This window comes from Bradyrhizobium sp. USDA 241 (genome assembly GCF_049739505.1).
In the GTDB taxonomy this organism is placed as follows: Bacteria; Pseudomonadota; Alphaproteobacteria; order Rhizobiales; family Xanthobacteraceae; genus Bradyrhizobium; species Bradyrhizobium liaoningense.
Map to the genome: position 1 here is coordinate 1,463,142 of NZ_JBMGPZ010000005.1, position 13,550 is coordinate 1,476,691.

A 13,550-nucleotide genomic window follows, 5' to 3' on the forward strand; every position below is an offset into this window, starting at 1 on the left:
GCGATCGCCGACAGACCCGTCAGCGAGCGACCCGATCAGGTTGCTTTGATCGACGACGACAGCCTGGACTTACCGCGACCTCGACAGGCATGTGCGGGACATCGCCAGCGATCTCGCGGCGCTGGGCGTGAGGGCTGGGGACCGCATGATGGTCACCAGTGAAAATTGCATCGCACTTGCCGGATTGTTGATTGCTGCAATTCGCCTCGATGCAGCTGCGATCGTCGTCAATCCGCAGCTGTCCGCTCGGGAGATCGATCAGATTCGTGAGCATAGCGTTGCGCGGCGAATGTTCTTTTCGGCCGCCTTTTCGAGAGAAGCTTCGGCGCACGCATCCTGCCTTGGTGCGGAAATCCGCAAAACGGTCCGCTTTGAGCAGGTTGGCATCAGCGGGTTGAATTTGGGAGCCGTTGCGGACCCGGGGGAAGATGATCCGGCAAGGCAGATTGTCGTTCTGATCGGAACGCGACAAGACGTATATCGTGCTGTCGATCTCGCGCATTGTCGGTATCTCGCTCCTCGTCATGACGCTGATGGTAGGAGGAACTGCACGGCTCGCATGGAGATATGAGCCGGCAGCGCTCGCCAGGGCCGTTGCGGAAGAGGGCGTCACAATTCTCAACGACGTGCCGGCGACCTATCAACGCTTGCTTGAGTACAAGTCGTGCGCCAGGCTTGGTCGAGGCTTGTTGCGCTTGATGGCCGTTGCGGGAGCGCCGCTCTCCCCGAAGGGCGGTGAGCGTACCGGCTCGGATCGTTGCCTTCACTTCGCCGCTCTCGTAATATTATGACTGTAATCTAAGACGGATCGGCGGCACAGGCGCGGATCCGCGACGTTTGCGGAGTCAGGAGGCGGAGACGGGATCATGCGCTATTCAAGAGACCACAAAGGCGAGGTGCACAGCATAATCGTCACGCGAGCAGCCAAGCTGATGCGTCGCAACGGTTCGTGGCAAGTCGGAATACACAAGTTGATGCATAGCATTGGCATGACGCATGGTGCCTTTTACAGTTACTTCACGTCCCGGGAACAGCTGGTCCAGCAATCCTTTGTGAGCGCCATGGACGAGACAATGCAAAATTGGCGCAATATCCACGGTACAGATGGCGCATCGGGCATTGCCAATCATTACCTTAGCACCCGCCACCGCGACCACCCGGATGCTGGATGCGCAATTCCAGGCTTTTTAGAAGAGGTCGGCCGCGGCTCTTCCGCCCACAAGCGGCTCTTCAGCGCAAAGCTCAAGGAGATGGTTGAGCTGTTGCGTGAGCCTCCGACGCCGGCTGGCCGCCCATGCCAGGAGCCGATGGCGATGTTGGCGCTCATGGTCGGAGCGGTAACGCTCGCCCGGGCCTGCGGGCGATCAGACATTTCGGAGGAAATTCTAGAGGCCAGTCGACGCGGTGCAACCAGCCTCTGCCTTGATAGTGGCGACAGCCGCCGTGACAAACACGGCGGGGCTTCCGGATCCGACGCTTAAGAACCGCTCGAGCGGTATTGGCAATTGCCGCCGATCATAGCGCAGACACAAGTTGTTTTGCGCGTGAATGGCCCAGATCAAGGGCAGTTGACTTCAATTTGCTGACGACTCACGAGGCTGCGGAGGAGGAAGGGCGCTGCGAAAAAGCCGACGGTTCGCATTAGAATCCGGCGGTCAGAAGAAGGAGCTATGGCTGATTTTGGGTGACGCGGCCTGATCAGGCGGCGTGGCTTTCAGTGTTCGGAATGACTTCGATTCCGTCGATGAACTTTACACCGGCGATGACTTTCGGCAACTGGTTCGTGCTCTTCAATCGCCGCCAGGTCTTCGATGCGGCGTCGATGAGCTTGAACACCATCAGCTTCGCAGTTTGTTGCGACAGCGATCCCTTGGTCCGCACCGTTCGGTGGCGCACCGTGGCGAAGACGCTCTCGATCGGGTTCGAGCTGCGTAGGTGGATCCAGTGCTCAGCAGGGAAGTCGAAGAAGGCGAGCAGCGCATGGCGATCCTTGATCAGGCACTCCACCGCACGTCCGTATTTGACGTGGTATTTCTCGACGAAGACGTCGATCGCGGTTTCAGCTTCGGCCCGGTGTGGGGCCAGATAGATGTTCCGCAGGTCGTTCTTCATGGGGCCCTGCACGGATTTGGCGACCTTGTCGAGTACGTTGCTCACTTTATGGCACCAGCATCGTTGGTGCCGCGTGCCGGGAAAGGCCTCGTCCAGTGCCTTCCAGAAGCCGAGGGCGCCGTCGCCGATGGCGAGTTGCGGGGCAATCCGTAACCCGCGTTGCCGCAGGTCGATCAGGAGTTCGCGCCAGCTCTGCGCGCTCTCGCGCACGCCGACCTGGAAGCCGATCAGCTCCTTCTTGCCTTCCGGCGTGGTGCCAATCAGCACCAGCATGCATTCGCTGTGATCTTCCATGCGGGCCTGCAGGTACACGCCATCGGCCCAGATGTAGACATAGCGACGCGCCGACAGATCGCGTCTCTGCCAGCGTTCGTACTCGACCTGCCAATCGGCCTTCAGGCCGGCGATCACCGAAGGCGACAGGTTCGGCGCATCCTTGCCGAGCAGCGCCGAGAGCGCCTCCTGGAAGTCGCCGGTCGAGATGCCGCGCAAATAGAGGACCGGGATCAAGGCATCCAGGCTCTTCGTCCGCCGCGCCCATAGCGGCAGGATTGCCGAACTGAAGCGGAGGCGGTCGCCTGGCCCGCTCGCTCCGCGGTCGCGGACCTTGGGACGAGCGACCTCCACCGGACCGATGCCGGTCGCAATCTCGCGCACCGGACCGTGCCCATGTCGGACCAGGCGCGCTCGACCGTCGGGCAGCGTCAGATTGGCCGTGCTGGCCAGAAACGCGCCAACCTCGATCTCGATCGCCCTGGCAAGCAGGTCCCGCGCGCCGGCACGAACGATATCGGTCAGTGGATCATCAACCGCGGACGGCTGACGGAAAGCAAGAACATTGGTAGTCTCGGTCATGGCGTATCGCTCTCCTCGAGAGGTTCTGGCAGGCTCGTCACCCGCCTCGATACGCCGCCTTCCTCACACCGTCATCACCCAGATTCCGCCATAGCTCCCAATTGAGGCTTGGAGGTTGGAGATGCGGCATAGCCGGCGCACTCGAAGAAGACGTCCGCCTTCTTGGACTCTAGGGCGACGTGCCGCCTGGTGTATCGGCTGGCCGCCGCATTGAGTCAGCCGAGCGACCGGCCGGGGATAACAATTTAGGCGACCCGTCGGCGTTACGGCCGGGCGGCTGGAGAAACCGTTTGGTCCTTCCTACTGAGATGTAGGGCTTGTGGCATCGAGCTATGCGGGATTTTGGGTGACGAGGCGATCAGGCGGCGTGGTTTTCCGGCACTTGGATGACCTCGATGCCGTTTTCGAATCTGACACCTGCGCTGACCTTCGGCAACTGATTTGTGCCTTTCAGCCGCCGCCAGGTCTTTGATGCGGCGCAGAGCAGCTTGAACACCATCAACTTGGCAGTCGTTGACGATAACGAACCTTTCGTGCGCACCGTTCTGTGCCGGACCGTCGCGAACACGCTTTCGATGGGATTCGTCGTCCGCAAGTGGTCCCAATGCTCGGCGGGGAATTCGTAGAACGCAAGCATTGCGTCGCGATCTTTCGTCAGGCACTCGACCGCCTTGTCGTACTTCGCTCCGTATTTCTCGGCAAAGACATCGATCGCCACTTCGGCCGAAGCTCGGTTGGACGCCAAATAGACCTCGCGCAGATCCTTCTTCATGCTGGCCTGTACCGACACTGCGACTTTGTTCAAGATATTCGCGGTTTTGTGCACCCAGCACCGCTGATGTCGCGTGGCGGGAAAGACCTCGTCGAGCGCCTTCCAGAAGCCGAGCGCGCCGTCACCGACGGCGATTTCCGGGGCGATCTTCAGCCCTCGGGTTTTCGCCTCGACGAGCAGTTCGTGCCAGCTCTGCGTGCTCTCGCGCACGCCGACCTGGAAGCCGATGAGTTCCTTCTTGCCTTCCGGCGTCGCGCCGATCAGCACCAGCATGCATTCGCTGTGGTCTTCCATGCGAGCCTGCAGGAAGACGCCGTCCGCCCACACGTATACGTACCGGCGCGCCGACAGATCGCGCTTCTGCCAACGCTCGTACTCGAGCTGCCACTCCGTCGTCAGTCTGGAAACCACCGCCGGAGAAAGATTCGGCGCATCCTTGCCCAAGAGCGCCGCCAGCGCCTCCTGGAAGTCGCCCGTCGAGATGCCTCGCAGGTACAGAACCGGCAAAAGTGCATCCAAGCTCTTCGTGCGCCGTGCCCACAACGGCAGGATCGCCGAGGTGAAGCGGATCCGCTCGCCATCGCTGGTCACCGCGCGATCGCGAATCTTTACCCGGGCGACTTCGACGGCGCCGATCCCCGTCTGGATCGTCCGCACTGGACCATGGCCGTGTCGCACGAGGCGGTCGCGGCCATCGGGAAGCTTCAAGCCCTTCATCGCGGCGAGAAACGCCTCGGCTTCCATCTCGACAGCCTGCGCAAGCAGCTGCCGAGCTCCAGATCGCAAAATATTCGTCAGTGGATCGTCGATCTCATCGGGCTGACGCAGTGGGACAATGTTGCTATGCTCGTTCATGGCGTATCGCTCTCCTTGAGGTTCTGGCAGGCTCGACACCCGCCTCGATACGCCGCCTATCTCATTCCGTCATCACCCAGTTTCCCGCATAGCTCTGTGGCATCCCCAAACTGTTCTTGCTAGTTTCCTAGATTCAATTTCCAGCAAAGCCAGCCTGCGGGTTTTTCGAAGCAGCCTCAACTTGATGCGAGCACTGGAAAGGCATTCCGGATAGATCACTGGGGCTCACGCGGCGAATGCATTTGGGACAAATGGGACAGGAGCTCGCGGGACCACAGTCGTTCGGTTCTGGCGGACGTCTTCGTTGCCATGTCGCATGAAATATACCAGCGTTAAAGCCTCATCTGTCGAGGTTGGAGTGCTGTCCCGAGCTGTGGCCCTATCGATCCATACAATCCTGGCTCACTTCATCCTTCGCACCATCTTCCCGCGAGGAACGAGTTTGTGGTTAAGACTACGGAAGCCAAGAATTTCGAAGGTTGCAATAGTTGACTAACGCTCAACGCATCACTGACAGTTACGCACTAGTACCCGGAATCAGAGCTGAGTGATACGGCGGCCTTTGAAACGGCGTTGACGGACCTTTTTCTTGGTCCAGACGAAGGGCTCGGCTCTGTCGTTGTATGCGTTGACGTAGGCATCGATGTGTTCCTGAAGCTGCTTGAGGCTCGTGAAGGAGGTGCCGCTGAGCGACTGCCCCTGCAAGATGGAAAACCATACTTCGACCTGATTGAGCCATGACGCACTTGTCGGCGTGAAATGAAATTGCACGTTGGGGTGGGCCTTGAGCCAGTCCTCGTTCTTTTTATGGGTGTTGAGGTTGTCGAGGATGACGTGAAGCTTGCGGTTCGGAAAAGCCGCGGTGACGCTGTTCATGAAATCGAGAAACTCGACGCGGCGCCGGCGTTTTGAATGGGTCGCGATGATCTTTCCGGTGGCGACTTCGAGCGCCGCAAACAATGTTGTGGTGCCATGCCGCTTGTAATCGTGGCTTTGGCCGGTCAAGGCGCGGCCATTGGGCAACTTCAGATAACCCTGCGCTCGCTCCAAAGCCTGGATCGAGGGCTTCTCGTCCACGCACAGCACAATGGCCTTCGCCGGCGGCGCGACATAGAGGCCGACAACATCGGCGGCTTTGGCCGTAAAGTTCGGGTCGTTGCTCTCGCACCAGGACTTGCGAGCCACCAGGTCAATCTTGTGGCTGCGCAGGAACCGCCAGACATATTGGACATCGACATCGCCCAGCGCCTCGGCCAGCAGGGGGCCGGTCCAGCGCGCAAACCCTTGCGGTGGCGGCTTATCCAGCAGCTTCAGAATCCGCTTGTCGGTCGTCTTCGTATAGATCGGCTGCTTGCCAGGCCGCGGCTTGTCTTGCAGCCCTTCAAGGCCATGGTCGGCATAGCGATGCCGCCAAAGGCTGACAATCCGCGGCTGGACCCCAACTTCCTTGGCGATCGACCGGGTGCTGCGCCCATCCGCCGCCAACAGAACTATCCGCGCCCGCTTCAAATCGCGCTGCAACGTCACCGGTGAGCGACAGCACGCCTCAAGCACCTTGCGATCTTTCCTCGAAAGGTGGACTTCTCTTGCTTCGGGTATCATCCCGACCTTGAATCACGACTCACGTTCCAAGAAAAGTGGGTACTAGAGTCATCGTTTCAGCCGTCGAGAATGCTGGAGTACGTCCGCAGCAGAGGCATTCCTCTGACCGCCTACGCTCCGATCGCCCAGGGCCGCGGCGCACGATGAGATGCTACAGGTCATCGGCAGGAAGCACGGAGCCACCGCCGCCCAGATCGCCATCGCCTGGCTGCTCGATCAGAGGGACGTGAGCGCGATCCCGAAAGCACAGAAGGAGTCGAGCCAACGCTCCAACCTGGACGCTTTGAGGATCAAGCTCGACGACGAAGATCGAGCTGCGATCGCGGCGCTGGCCAAGAATCTACGATACGTGAAGCCGCCATTCGCGCCTGACTGGGCTGCATAGCGTCCAAGCTGACTGGGGGATGGGTCACCAGGCCATTCAGCCACGCGAATTCATGCCGTGCCGCACGGTCTCGGTCTGCCGGCTGTCGAGAATTGACGGCCGAACTCGCGGCAGTGGTCAGGGCGATAAGGATAACACCTGCCGCGAGTTGCTCGGTTTAATCGACAGGTCCTATTCTAAGCTTGGCAGGCGTGACCCCGGCACAGATAAATCCACTAAGCGGTCTCATTTCGGCGCCTCGCCCGTCGCACTCCCGGCCTGATCGACAAAGCTGTTGGTGTAAGTCTTGCCGACATCGACGTGGGCGCCGGCGATTTCAGGCGATCCTACGCTAAACATGGCCAGCACGGCGTCTGCGCCTTTAGGATCCATCCGGCCGGTTTCCGAATACATCGGGATTGTGTTCTTCAGCGCGAGGAGGTAGAGGGCCTTGTTCCTTCCGACCATCTCATCGGGCATCTTGGCCATGATCTCTTCAGCTGAGTGCTCATGAATCCATCTAAGTGTGCGCACGATCGCGTTCGTAAGCGATTGCGCCTGATTCCGGTGTCCGGCAATCCAAGCCGATGTGCTATAAAGAGCACCACCTGGATAATCGCCGCCAAACGCCGCAACCGTATCTTTCTCCGTGCGGGTGTCTGCAAGAATTTTCAGATCGGCATGTCTGTTCTGGAGAACAGTCACTGATGGATCGACTAGAACTGCAGCGTCGATCTGTCCTTGCTCCATAGCTGCGACCGCGCTTAAACCAACCCCGATGCCGACCACGGCAGCGCTTGTCGGATCGAGACCGTTCTTGTTCAACATATACTTCAGGAAGAAATCGGTCGTCGATCCCGGGGCGCTTACGCCGACTTTCTTGCCAGCGAGATCTTTAATCGTTCTAATTTCGGCGTTGTGTACGGGGGACACCGCGAGAACCACGCCCGGAAACCTGTCGTATGTGACGAACGCCTGAAGTTCCTGCTTCTTGGCTGCGAGACTAACACAGTGATCAAAATAGCCCGAGACTACGTCGGCGCTGCCGCCGAGAAGAGCACGGAGCGAATCCGATCCGCCTTTGACGTCGGCCAGCTCAACCGTAATTCCGGCCCTCTCATACTCGCCGAGCTGCTTTGCGAGTACGACCGGGAGATAGCATAGGCAATTCGAGCCCCCGATTGCTATGACGATGTTGTCTTGCGCCATTGCAATGCTTGACGTCAGCATCAGAATTGACGCGGACAGTACGGTTAGCATCTTCACTTTGTAGTACTCCATTCTCTGAGACGCCCAGCAGCGTCACAAATCGATGTGCCCCTTCGTCTCTGGTGCAAACGAAGAAGCGCGTGAACCCGCCTACACTCCAGCCAACGCGTCAAATGTCGCGACGTTGTGTTCAACTCGTCCAGCTGGATGAGGCAGCAAAAGCGGGCATCTTAGACGGCCATGAGAGGGGCGCGAAGCTACCGTTTGATGTCTTCAATGGGAAAAGAGATTACAACTGCAACATTGTTCACATGTCTGCGCCAGCGAACGAGAGGCAGGCGTCAACAACTCGCCCGTGTCCTCCAGATCGCTATTTATCGATGGCGGTAATCCTGGTCGCATCACGTTCCTGAGCCCGATTGCTAACCGAGAAAATGCGTCGCCCCGATTTAGAAAATGACAGTGAGGTTGAATCGATCCGCTCTCAAGCGCCGGATGCTGCGCAGCATCCGGTTATGGTGTCCTGGCGCAGAGGTAACGGCTGCTTGACGAAATCGTCAGGCTGTGAGCTCTTGCGTGCCTCCGATCGATAGATAAAGTTTTCATTCGCGAAGAAGAGTGAGCCAAGTTCTCGTAAGTATCGGTATACGAAACAGGGGTCTGGCTTCTGTCAAAAATCTCCTCCTCGAGCCAAGGATTTCGTCATGACAGCAAAAGTCAATGCGCGTACAGCCGATCATGCGATTGAATCGATCTTCCTTGAACGCTGGTCACCGCGCGCCTTCACACCCGAGATCATCTCCGAAGGAGATCTATTGAAGTTGGTCGAGGCAGCGCGTTGGGCACCCTCATCCTACAATTCACAACCGTGGCGCTTCATCTACGCCCGACGCGGTACCACGCATTGGGAAAAACTGCTTGGCTTGCTGAATGAGTTCAATCGCACCTGGGCCAAGAATGCCGCCGCGCTCCTGATTGTGGTCTCTAAACAAACGATGGTGGTGCCGGGACAGGATCAGGAAATGCCGTCGCACACTCACTCGTTTGACACCGGCGCTGCCTGGGCGATGCTTGCGTTACAGGCCGCCATGCTCGGCTGGCAGGCGCATGGCATGGTAGGCTTCGACATTCCGCGTGCGGCGACGGAGCTCGGTGTGCCGACCGGCTATCGGGTCGAAGCGGCGATCGCGATCGGCAAGGCGGGTGACAAGTCACTGCTACCGCCAGCCTTGCAGATGCGTGAGATGCCGAGCTCGCGAAATCCAATTGCCGCCATCGCCTTCGAAGGAGCTATGGCGGAATCTGGGTGATGACGGTGTGAGGAAGGCGGCGTATCGAGGCGGGTGACGAGCCTGCCAGAACCTCTCGAGGAGAGCGATACGCCATGACCGAGACTACCAATGTTCTTGCTTTCCGTCAGCCGTCCGCGGTTGATGATCCACTGACCGATATCGTTCGTGCCGGCGCGCGGGACCTGCTTGCCAGGGCGATCGAGATCGAGGTTGGCGCGTTTCTGGCCAGCACGGCCAATCTGACGCTGCCCGACGGTCGAGCGCGCCTGGTCCGACATGGGCACGGTCCGGTGCGCGAGATTGCGACCGGCATCGGTCCGGTGGAGGTCGCTCGTCCCAAGGTCCGCGACCGCGGAGCGAGCGGGCCAGGCGACCGCCTCCGCTTCAGTTCGGCAATCCTGCCGCTATGGGCGCGGCGGACGAAGAGCCTGGATGCCTTGATCCCGGTCCTCTATTTGCGCGGCATCTCGACCGGCGACTTCCAGGAGGCGCTCTCGGCGCTGCTCGGCAAGGATGCGCCGAACCTGTCGCCTTCGGTGATCGCCGGCCTGAAGGCCGATTGGCAGGTCGAGTACGAACGCTGGCAGAGACGCGATCTGTCGGCGCGTCGCTATGTCTACATCTGGGCCGATGGCGTGTACCTGCAGGCCCGCATGGAAGATCACAGCGAATGCATGCTGGTGCTGATTGGCACCACGCCGGAAGGCAAGACCCCGTGGGTCGGTCAAAATCCCCCGGGTATGGTCACTTGAAACTCCCCCACCTGATGATCGCCGTCAGCGCCGCTGAACAGCAGTAGCCGGTCAGGCAGGACGTTTATGTTCGACCCCTTTAGCCAGCAAGGGGCCGGGGAGTTGAACGTCTTGAAGCGACATCTGCAAAGCACCGTACTTACATTACTTGATCGCAACACCAGCCAGCGCGAGATTCACCGGCTGACGGGTGTCGATCGCAAGACGATCCGGCGTTATCAGGCGCTGCGGGCCGGTGCGGAGGCAAATTCCCCCGGGGAAGTGACCACCGGCTCGGTGAGCGCGGACGGCCAAATTCCTCCACCCCGACCACCGGCTTTTGGGACATCGGAAGCGACGGTCACCAGCAGCCTGGCCCGTTCGGCTTGCGAAGCGCATCGGACGTGGATCGAAGAACAGGTCCGGCTGAAGCGGAACGCGCAGGCGATTTACCAGGACCTGGTTGATCAATTTGGCTTTCCGTCCAGCTACCAGAGTGTCAAGCGGTTTGTGCGCCGGTTGCGGCACGCTGATCCTGAGCAGTTTGATCGTCTTGAGTTCCTCCCCGGCGAGGAAGCTCAGGTCGACTATGGCGAGGGCGCGCCGACGGTTGATCCGAAGAGCGGGCGGTACCGTCGTCCCCGCCTGTTCGTGATGACGCTACGCTACTCGCGGCGCAGCTTCCGGCGGGTAGTCTGGAAGTCCAGCCAACAAGTCTGGGCGCAGCTCCACGAAGAGGCGTTCCGGTATTTTGGCGGGGTCCCCAGCTATGTCGTGCTCGACAACCTGAAGGAAGGCGTCCTCAAGCCGGATTTGTACGAGCCCCAGCTCAACCCGATTTACAGCGCGATGCTGGCTCATTACGCCGTGGTCGCCGATCCCGCGCGCGTGGCCGATCCAAATCGGAAAGGATGCGTCGAGAATGCGATTCAACATACCCAGGGCACTGCGCTGGCCGGACGGCGCTTCGAGACGCTGGAGGCGCAAAACGAGTTCTTGAGGCACTGGGAGGAGAACTGGGCTTCCAAACGCATCCACGGCAGCACGCGCCGTCAGGTCGAGGCGATGTTCCAGGAAGAGAAGCCGCACCTGCGGCCGCTGCCTGTCGCTCCCTTCCGCATCTTCACCGAAGTCGTCCGGACTGTCTGCGACGACACCACCGTACGCGTCGACAACAGCTATTACGCCGCGCGGCCCGCGCCGATCGGCAGCCAGGTCGTCGTGCGCATCTACACCACCACGATCGAGATCCGTGATCGCCACACCCGTGCGCTGCTGCGTGTTCATTCCCGGATGGCGCACCCCGGTTCTGTCGTCCTGCCGACCAGCGAACGGCCGTTCAACCCGTCGCGGCAAACCGCCGTGCTGCTGGCGAGCGCCGAGCGCATCGGACCGCAGACCAGGGCCTTGTGCCAGCAGGTGTTCGACACCGAAGGGCGCCCCGGACAGCGCGCGATGTGGGGCATTGTCGGGCTGGGCCGGAAGTATCCGGCGCGGCTGGTCGAGCAGGCCTGCGCGCACGCCATCGACAACCGCATCTACCGCTACAAGCACGTGCGTGCGACCGTCGAGCGGTTGTTCGAACAGGCGATCGAGCAGGTTGGAGTGACGCCACAGCCGGCATCGCCGCTCACCCAGGATCATCCGCTGATCCGTACCCCCGCGGAATACGGCGACCTCTTCAGCCGCGCTGTGCGGCGCGACGCCGACGACAATGGTCGGCAGGCCGAGGCTCACGACGATCACGCCACGGCAATCCGCGCTCGTGTCGCCTGCGCAACCCCGGCCAACTCCGGCGCCACGAGCGCTCCCGCTGCACCTTCTCACCTTAAACTGGAGACCTAGCCACATGATGACCATGCCGGAAATTGAGCGTTGCCTACGACAGCTGCGCCTGTCGGGTGTCCGCGACACGCTGCAGACGCGCGTGCTCCAGGAGAGCTGGCCCCGCAAATTCGGACAGTAGCTTGAGTGGATTTTCTGCCTGACAGCGGCGAGGATTCTTGCTGCGAATCAGGAGCGAAGATGACGAAGAAGAGCCGCCGGACGCATTCTCCGGCATTCAAGGCGAAGGTTGCTTTGGCTGCGGTCAAAGGCGACAAGACACTGGCGGAGCTGGCGCAACTGTTTGATGTTCATCCGAACCAGATCACGATCTGGAAAAACCAGCTCCTGGAAGGCGCCGCCGGCGTGTTTGGGCATGACAAGACATCGGCCGAGACGCCGGTCGATTTGAAGGCGTTACATGCCAAGATCGGCGAGCTGGCGTTGGAAAACGATTTTTTGTCCGGCGCGCTCACCAAGGCGGGCCTGCTGAGCGCAAAGCGATGATCGACCGCGATCATGATCTTTCTATCGTGCGCCAGGCGAAGGTCCTGAAGCTGGCTCGCAGCACGGTCTACTATGAACCTCGGCCAGTTTCGGCCGAGGACCTTGCCTTGATGCGTCGGCTCGATGAGCTGCATCTCGATTATCCCTTCGCGGGAGCGCGTATGCTGCGATCGTTGCTGCGGCGGGAGGGCGTATACGCCGGTCGCCGCCACATCGCGACGCTGATGAAGCGCATGGGGATCGAGGCGGTCTATCGTCGCCCGAACACGAGCAAGCCGGCTCCGGGTCACAAGATCTACCCGTACCTGTTGCGCGGATTGAAGATCGAGCGGCCCGACCATGCGTGGGCAATGGACATCACCTACATTCCGATGCGGCGTGGCTTCGTCTATCTCGCGGCGGTCGTCGATGTGTTCAGCCGACGGGTCCTGGCCCATCGCGTCTCGATCACAATGGAGGCGGCCTTCTGCGTCGAAGCGGTCCAGGAGGCGTTGGCGAAGCACGGCAGGCCCGAGATTTTCAACACGGATCAGGGCAGCCAGTTCACCAGCCTCGAGTTCACCGATGTGCTGCTGGACGCGAAGATCGCCATCAGCATGGACGGCAAGGGCGCCTGGCGCGACAACGTGTTTGTCGAGCGGCTCTGGCGCACGGTCAAATACGAAGAAGTATATCTCCGCGCCTACGACAGCGTGTCCGAGGCGCGAGCGTCAATTGCCAAGTATCTGGCCTTCTACAATCAGGGACGCCCTCACTCGAGCCTTGACGGGCGCACGCCCGACGAGGCTTACTTCGGCACGCAAGCTATGGTGATGGCCGCATGACCGTCGCCGACGGTTTTGTCGTCGCTCTGGTCGGGCTACGCCCTCCCGACGCAACGACAAAACCGTAAAGCCCCGCGTTCAGCATAACCCGGCAGGAATCCACTTAAATCCAGCGGGGCGCTGTCCAAACAACCGGGGCCAGCTCTAATGACCAATCTGATCTCCTGGCGACAACGGGCCGGCACGCTGTTCGATTGCGAGAAGACACCGGTGACCGCCCGGCGCGGCATGGCCGTGACCAACCATCCGCTGGCCTCGGCTGATCTGGAATCGGGTTTGGCTGAAGCGGCGGTATTGTAGTTGCAGTTTCTCGTGGGTTTAGGCCAAGCCTGCAATTTTGCAGAGTGGGATTAACTTGGTTCGCCGGGCAAGATTCGATGGTCGGATCGGAGAGGCCAATGCGACCAAAGAAGCCGAAGACGCGCGACACTTTGAAGTCATGCTGCCTGGCGGCCTCCTTCTTGCCCCTCGCCGAGAGTACTTGGCTTCGATTTCAACTGGCTCACAGCTATTCGGCTTGGCCGGTGACCAAGCCAATTGGTCAGAGCTCCATGTTCTGTGGAGCTATGCGGGAAACTGGGTGATGACGGAATGAGATAGGCG

At 60.2% G+C, this 13,550-nt stretch carries 11 protein-coding genes and 3 pseudogenes; 10 read left to right on the top strand and 4 right to left on the bottom strand.

Translation table 11 applies throughout. The features are described 5' to 3' along the window. Positions 1-91 precede the first annotated feature (91 nt). From ABIF91_RS28795 to ABIF91_RS28805, 3 genes are all read left to right on the top strand, one after another. Positions 92-571, top strand: coding sequence for an AMP-binding protein (locus tag ABIF91_RS28795; RefSeq protein ID WP_051394002.1), 480 nt, complete (start codon positions 92-94; stop codon positions 569-571). Beyond that, on the top strand, positions 483-791 hold the full coding sequence (locus tag ABIF91_RS28800) for an AMP-binding protein (RefSeq protein WP_028181572.1): 309 nt from the start codon (positions 483-485) through the stop codon (positions 789-791). Before ABIF91_RS28795 ends, ABIF91_RS28800 begins: the two co-directional genes overlap by 89 nt. Positions 792-866: 75 nt before the next feature. Then, positions 867-1,481, top strand: a complete 615-nt coding sequence (locus ABIF91_RS28805; RefSeq protein WP_424579526.1) for a TetR/AcrR family transcriptional regulator — start codon at positions 867-869, stop codon at positions 1,479-1,481. A 217-nt stretch (positions 1,482-1,698) separates the two neighbouring features. Here ABIF91_RS28805 and ABIF91_RS28810 read toward each other — a convergent pair whose 3' ends face one another. From ABIF91_RS28810 to ABIF91_RS28820, 3 genes are all read right to left on the bottom strand, one after another. After that, complete coding sequence (locus ABIF91_RS28810; protein WP_038952271.1) at positions 1,699-2,967, bottom strand: IS256 family transposase; 1,269 nt, start codon at positions 2,965-2,967, stop codon at positions 1,699-1,701. Between the two features lie 358 nt (positions 2,968-3,325). Further along, on the bottom strand, positions 3,326-4,594 hold the full coding sequence (locus ABIF91_RS28815; protein ID WP_014497957.1) for an IS256 family transposase: 1,269 nt from the start codon (positions 4,592-4,594) through the stop codon (positions 3,326-3,328). 537 nt (positions 4,595-5,131) lie between these two features. Then, on the bottom strand, positions 5,132-6,196 hold the full coding sequence (locus ABIF91_RS28820) for an IS630-like element ISRj1 family transposase (RefSeq protein ID WP_026192128.1): 1,065 nt from the start codon (positions 6,194-6,196) through the stop codon (positions 5,132-5,134). A 78-nt stretch (positions 6,197-6,274) separates the two neighbouring features. Between ABIF91_RS28820 and ABIF91_RS28825 the strand changes: the two are divergent. Next, positions 6,275-6,581 (top strand): annotated as a pseudogene (locus tag ABIF91_RS28825) (aldo/keto reductase); the annotation flags it as partial. A 225-nt stretch (positions 6,582-6,806) separates the two neighbouring features. Here the strand turns inward: ABIF91_RS28825 and ABIF91_RS28830 are convergent. After that, positions 6,807-7,841, bottom strand: a complete 1,035-nt coding sequence (locus ABIF91_RS28830; protein WP_028182310.1) for an ABC transporter substrate-binding protein — start codon at positions 7,839-7,841, stop codon at positions 6,807-6,809. 632 nt (positions 7,842-8,473) lie between these two features. Between ABIF91_RS28830 and ABIF91_RS28835 the strand changes: the two genes are divergently transcribed. The 6 genes and pseudogenes from ABIF91_RS28835 to ABIF91_RS28860 all read left to right on the top strand — a co-directional run bounded on the left by ABIF91_RS28835 (position 8,474) and on the right by ABIF91_RS28860 (position 13,247). Further along, complete coding sequence (locus tag ABIF91_RS28835; protein ID WP_424579527.1) at positions 8,474-9,079, top strand: nitroreductase family protein; 606 nt, start codon at positions 8,474-8,476, stop codon at positions 9,077-9,079. A gap of 74 nt (positions 9,080-9,153) precedes the next feature. Then, positions 9,154-9,786 (top strand): annotated as a pseudogene (locus ABIF91_RS28840) (transposase); the annotation flags it as partial. Between the two features lie 93 nt (positions 9,787-9,879). Beyond that, on the top strand, positions 9,880-11,637 hold the full coding sequence (gene istA / locus ABIF91_RS28845; RefSeq protein ID WP_100214066.1) for an IS21-like element IS1631 family transposase: 1,758 nt from the start codon (positions 9,880-9,882) through the stop codon (positions 11,635-11,637). Positions 11,638-11,641: 4 nt separating this feature from the next. Next, positions 11,642-11,728 (top strand): annotated as a pseudogene (locus ABIF91_RS28850) (ATP-binding protein); the annotation flags it as partial. 89 nt (positions 11,729-11,817) lie between these two features. After that, a protein-coding gene (locus ABIF91_RS28855) for an IS3-like element ISRj2 family transposase (protein ID WP_129557670.1) occupies positions 11,818-12,947 on the top strand; the annotation gives its coding sequence in 2 pieces (ribosomal slippage) (positions 11,818-12,070 and positions 12,070-12,947; 1,131 coding nt in all). Positions 12,948-13,094: 147 nt separating this feature from the next. Next, a complete protein-coding gene (locus tag ABIF91_RS28860) occupies positions 13,095-13,247 on the top strand; it encodes a hypothetical protein (RefSeq protein WP_157783699.1) in 153 nt (50 codons plus the stop codon). Positions 13,248-13,550: the final 303 nt, after the last annotated feature.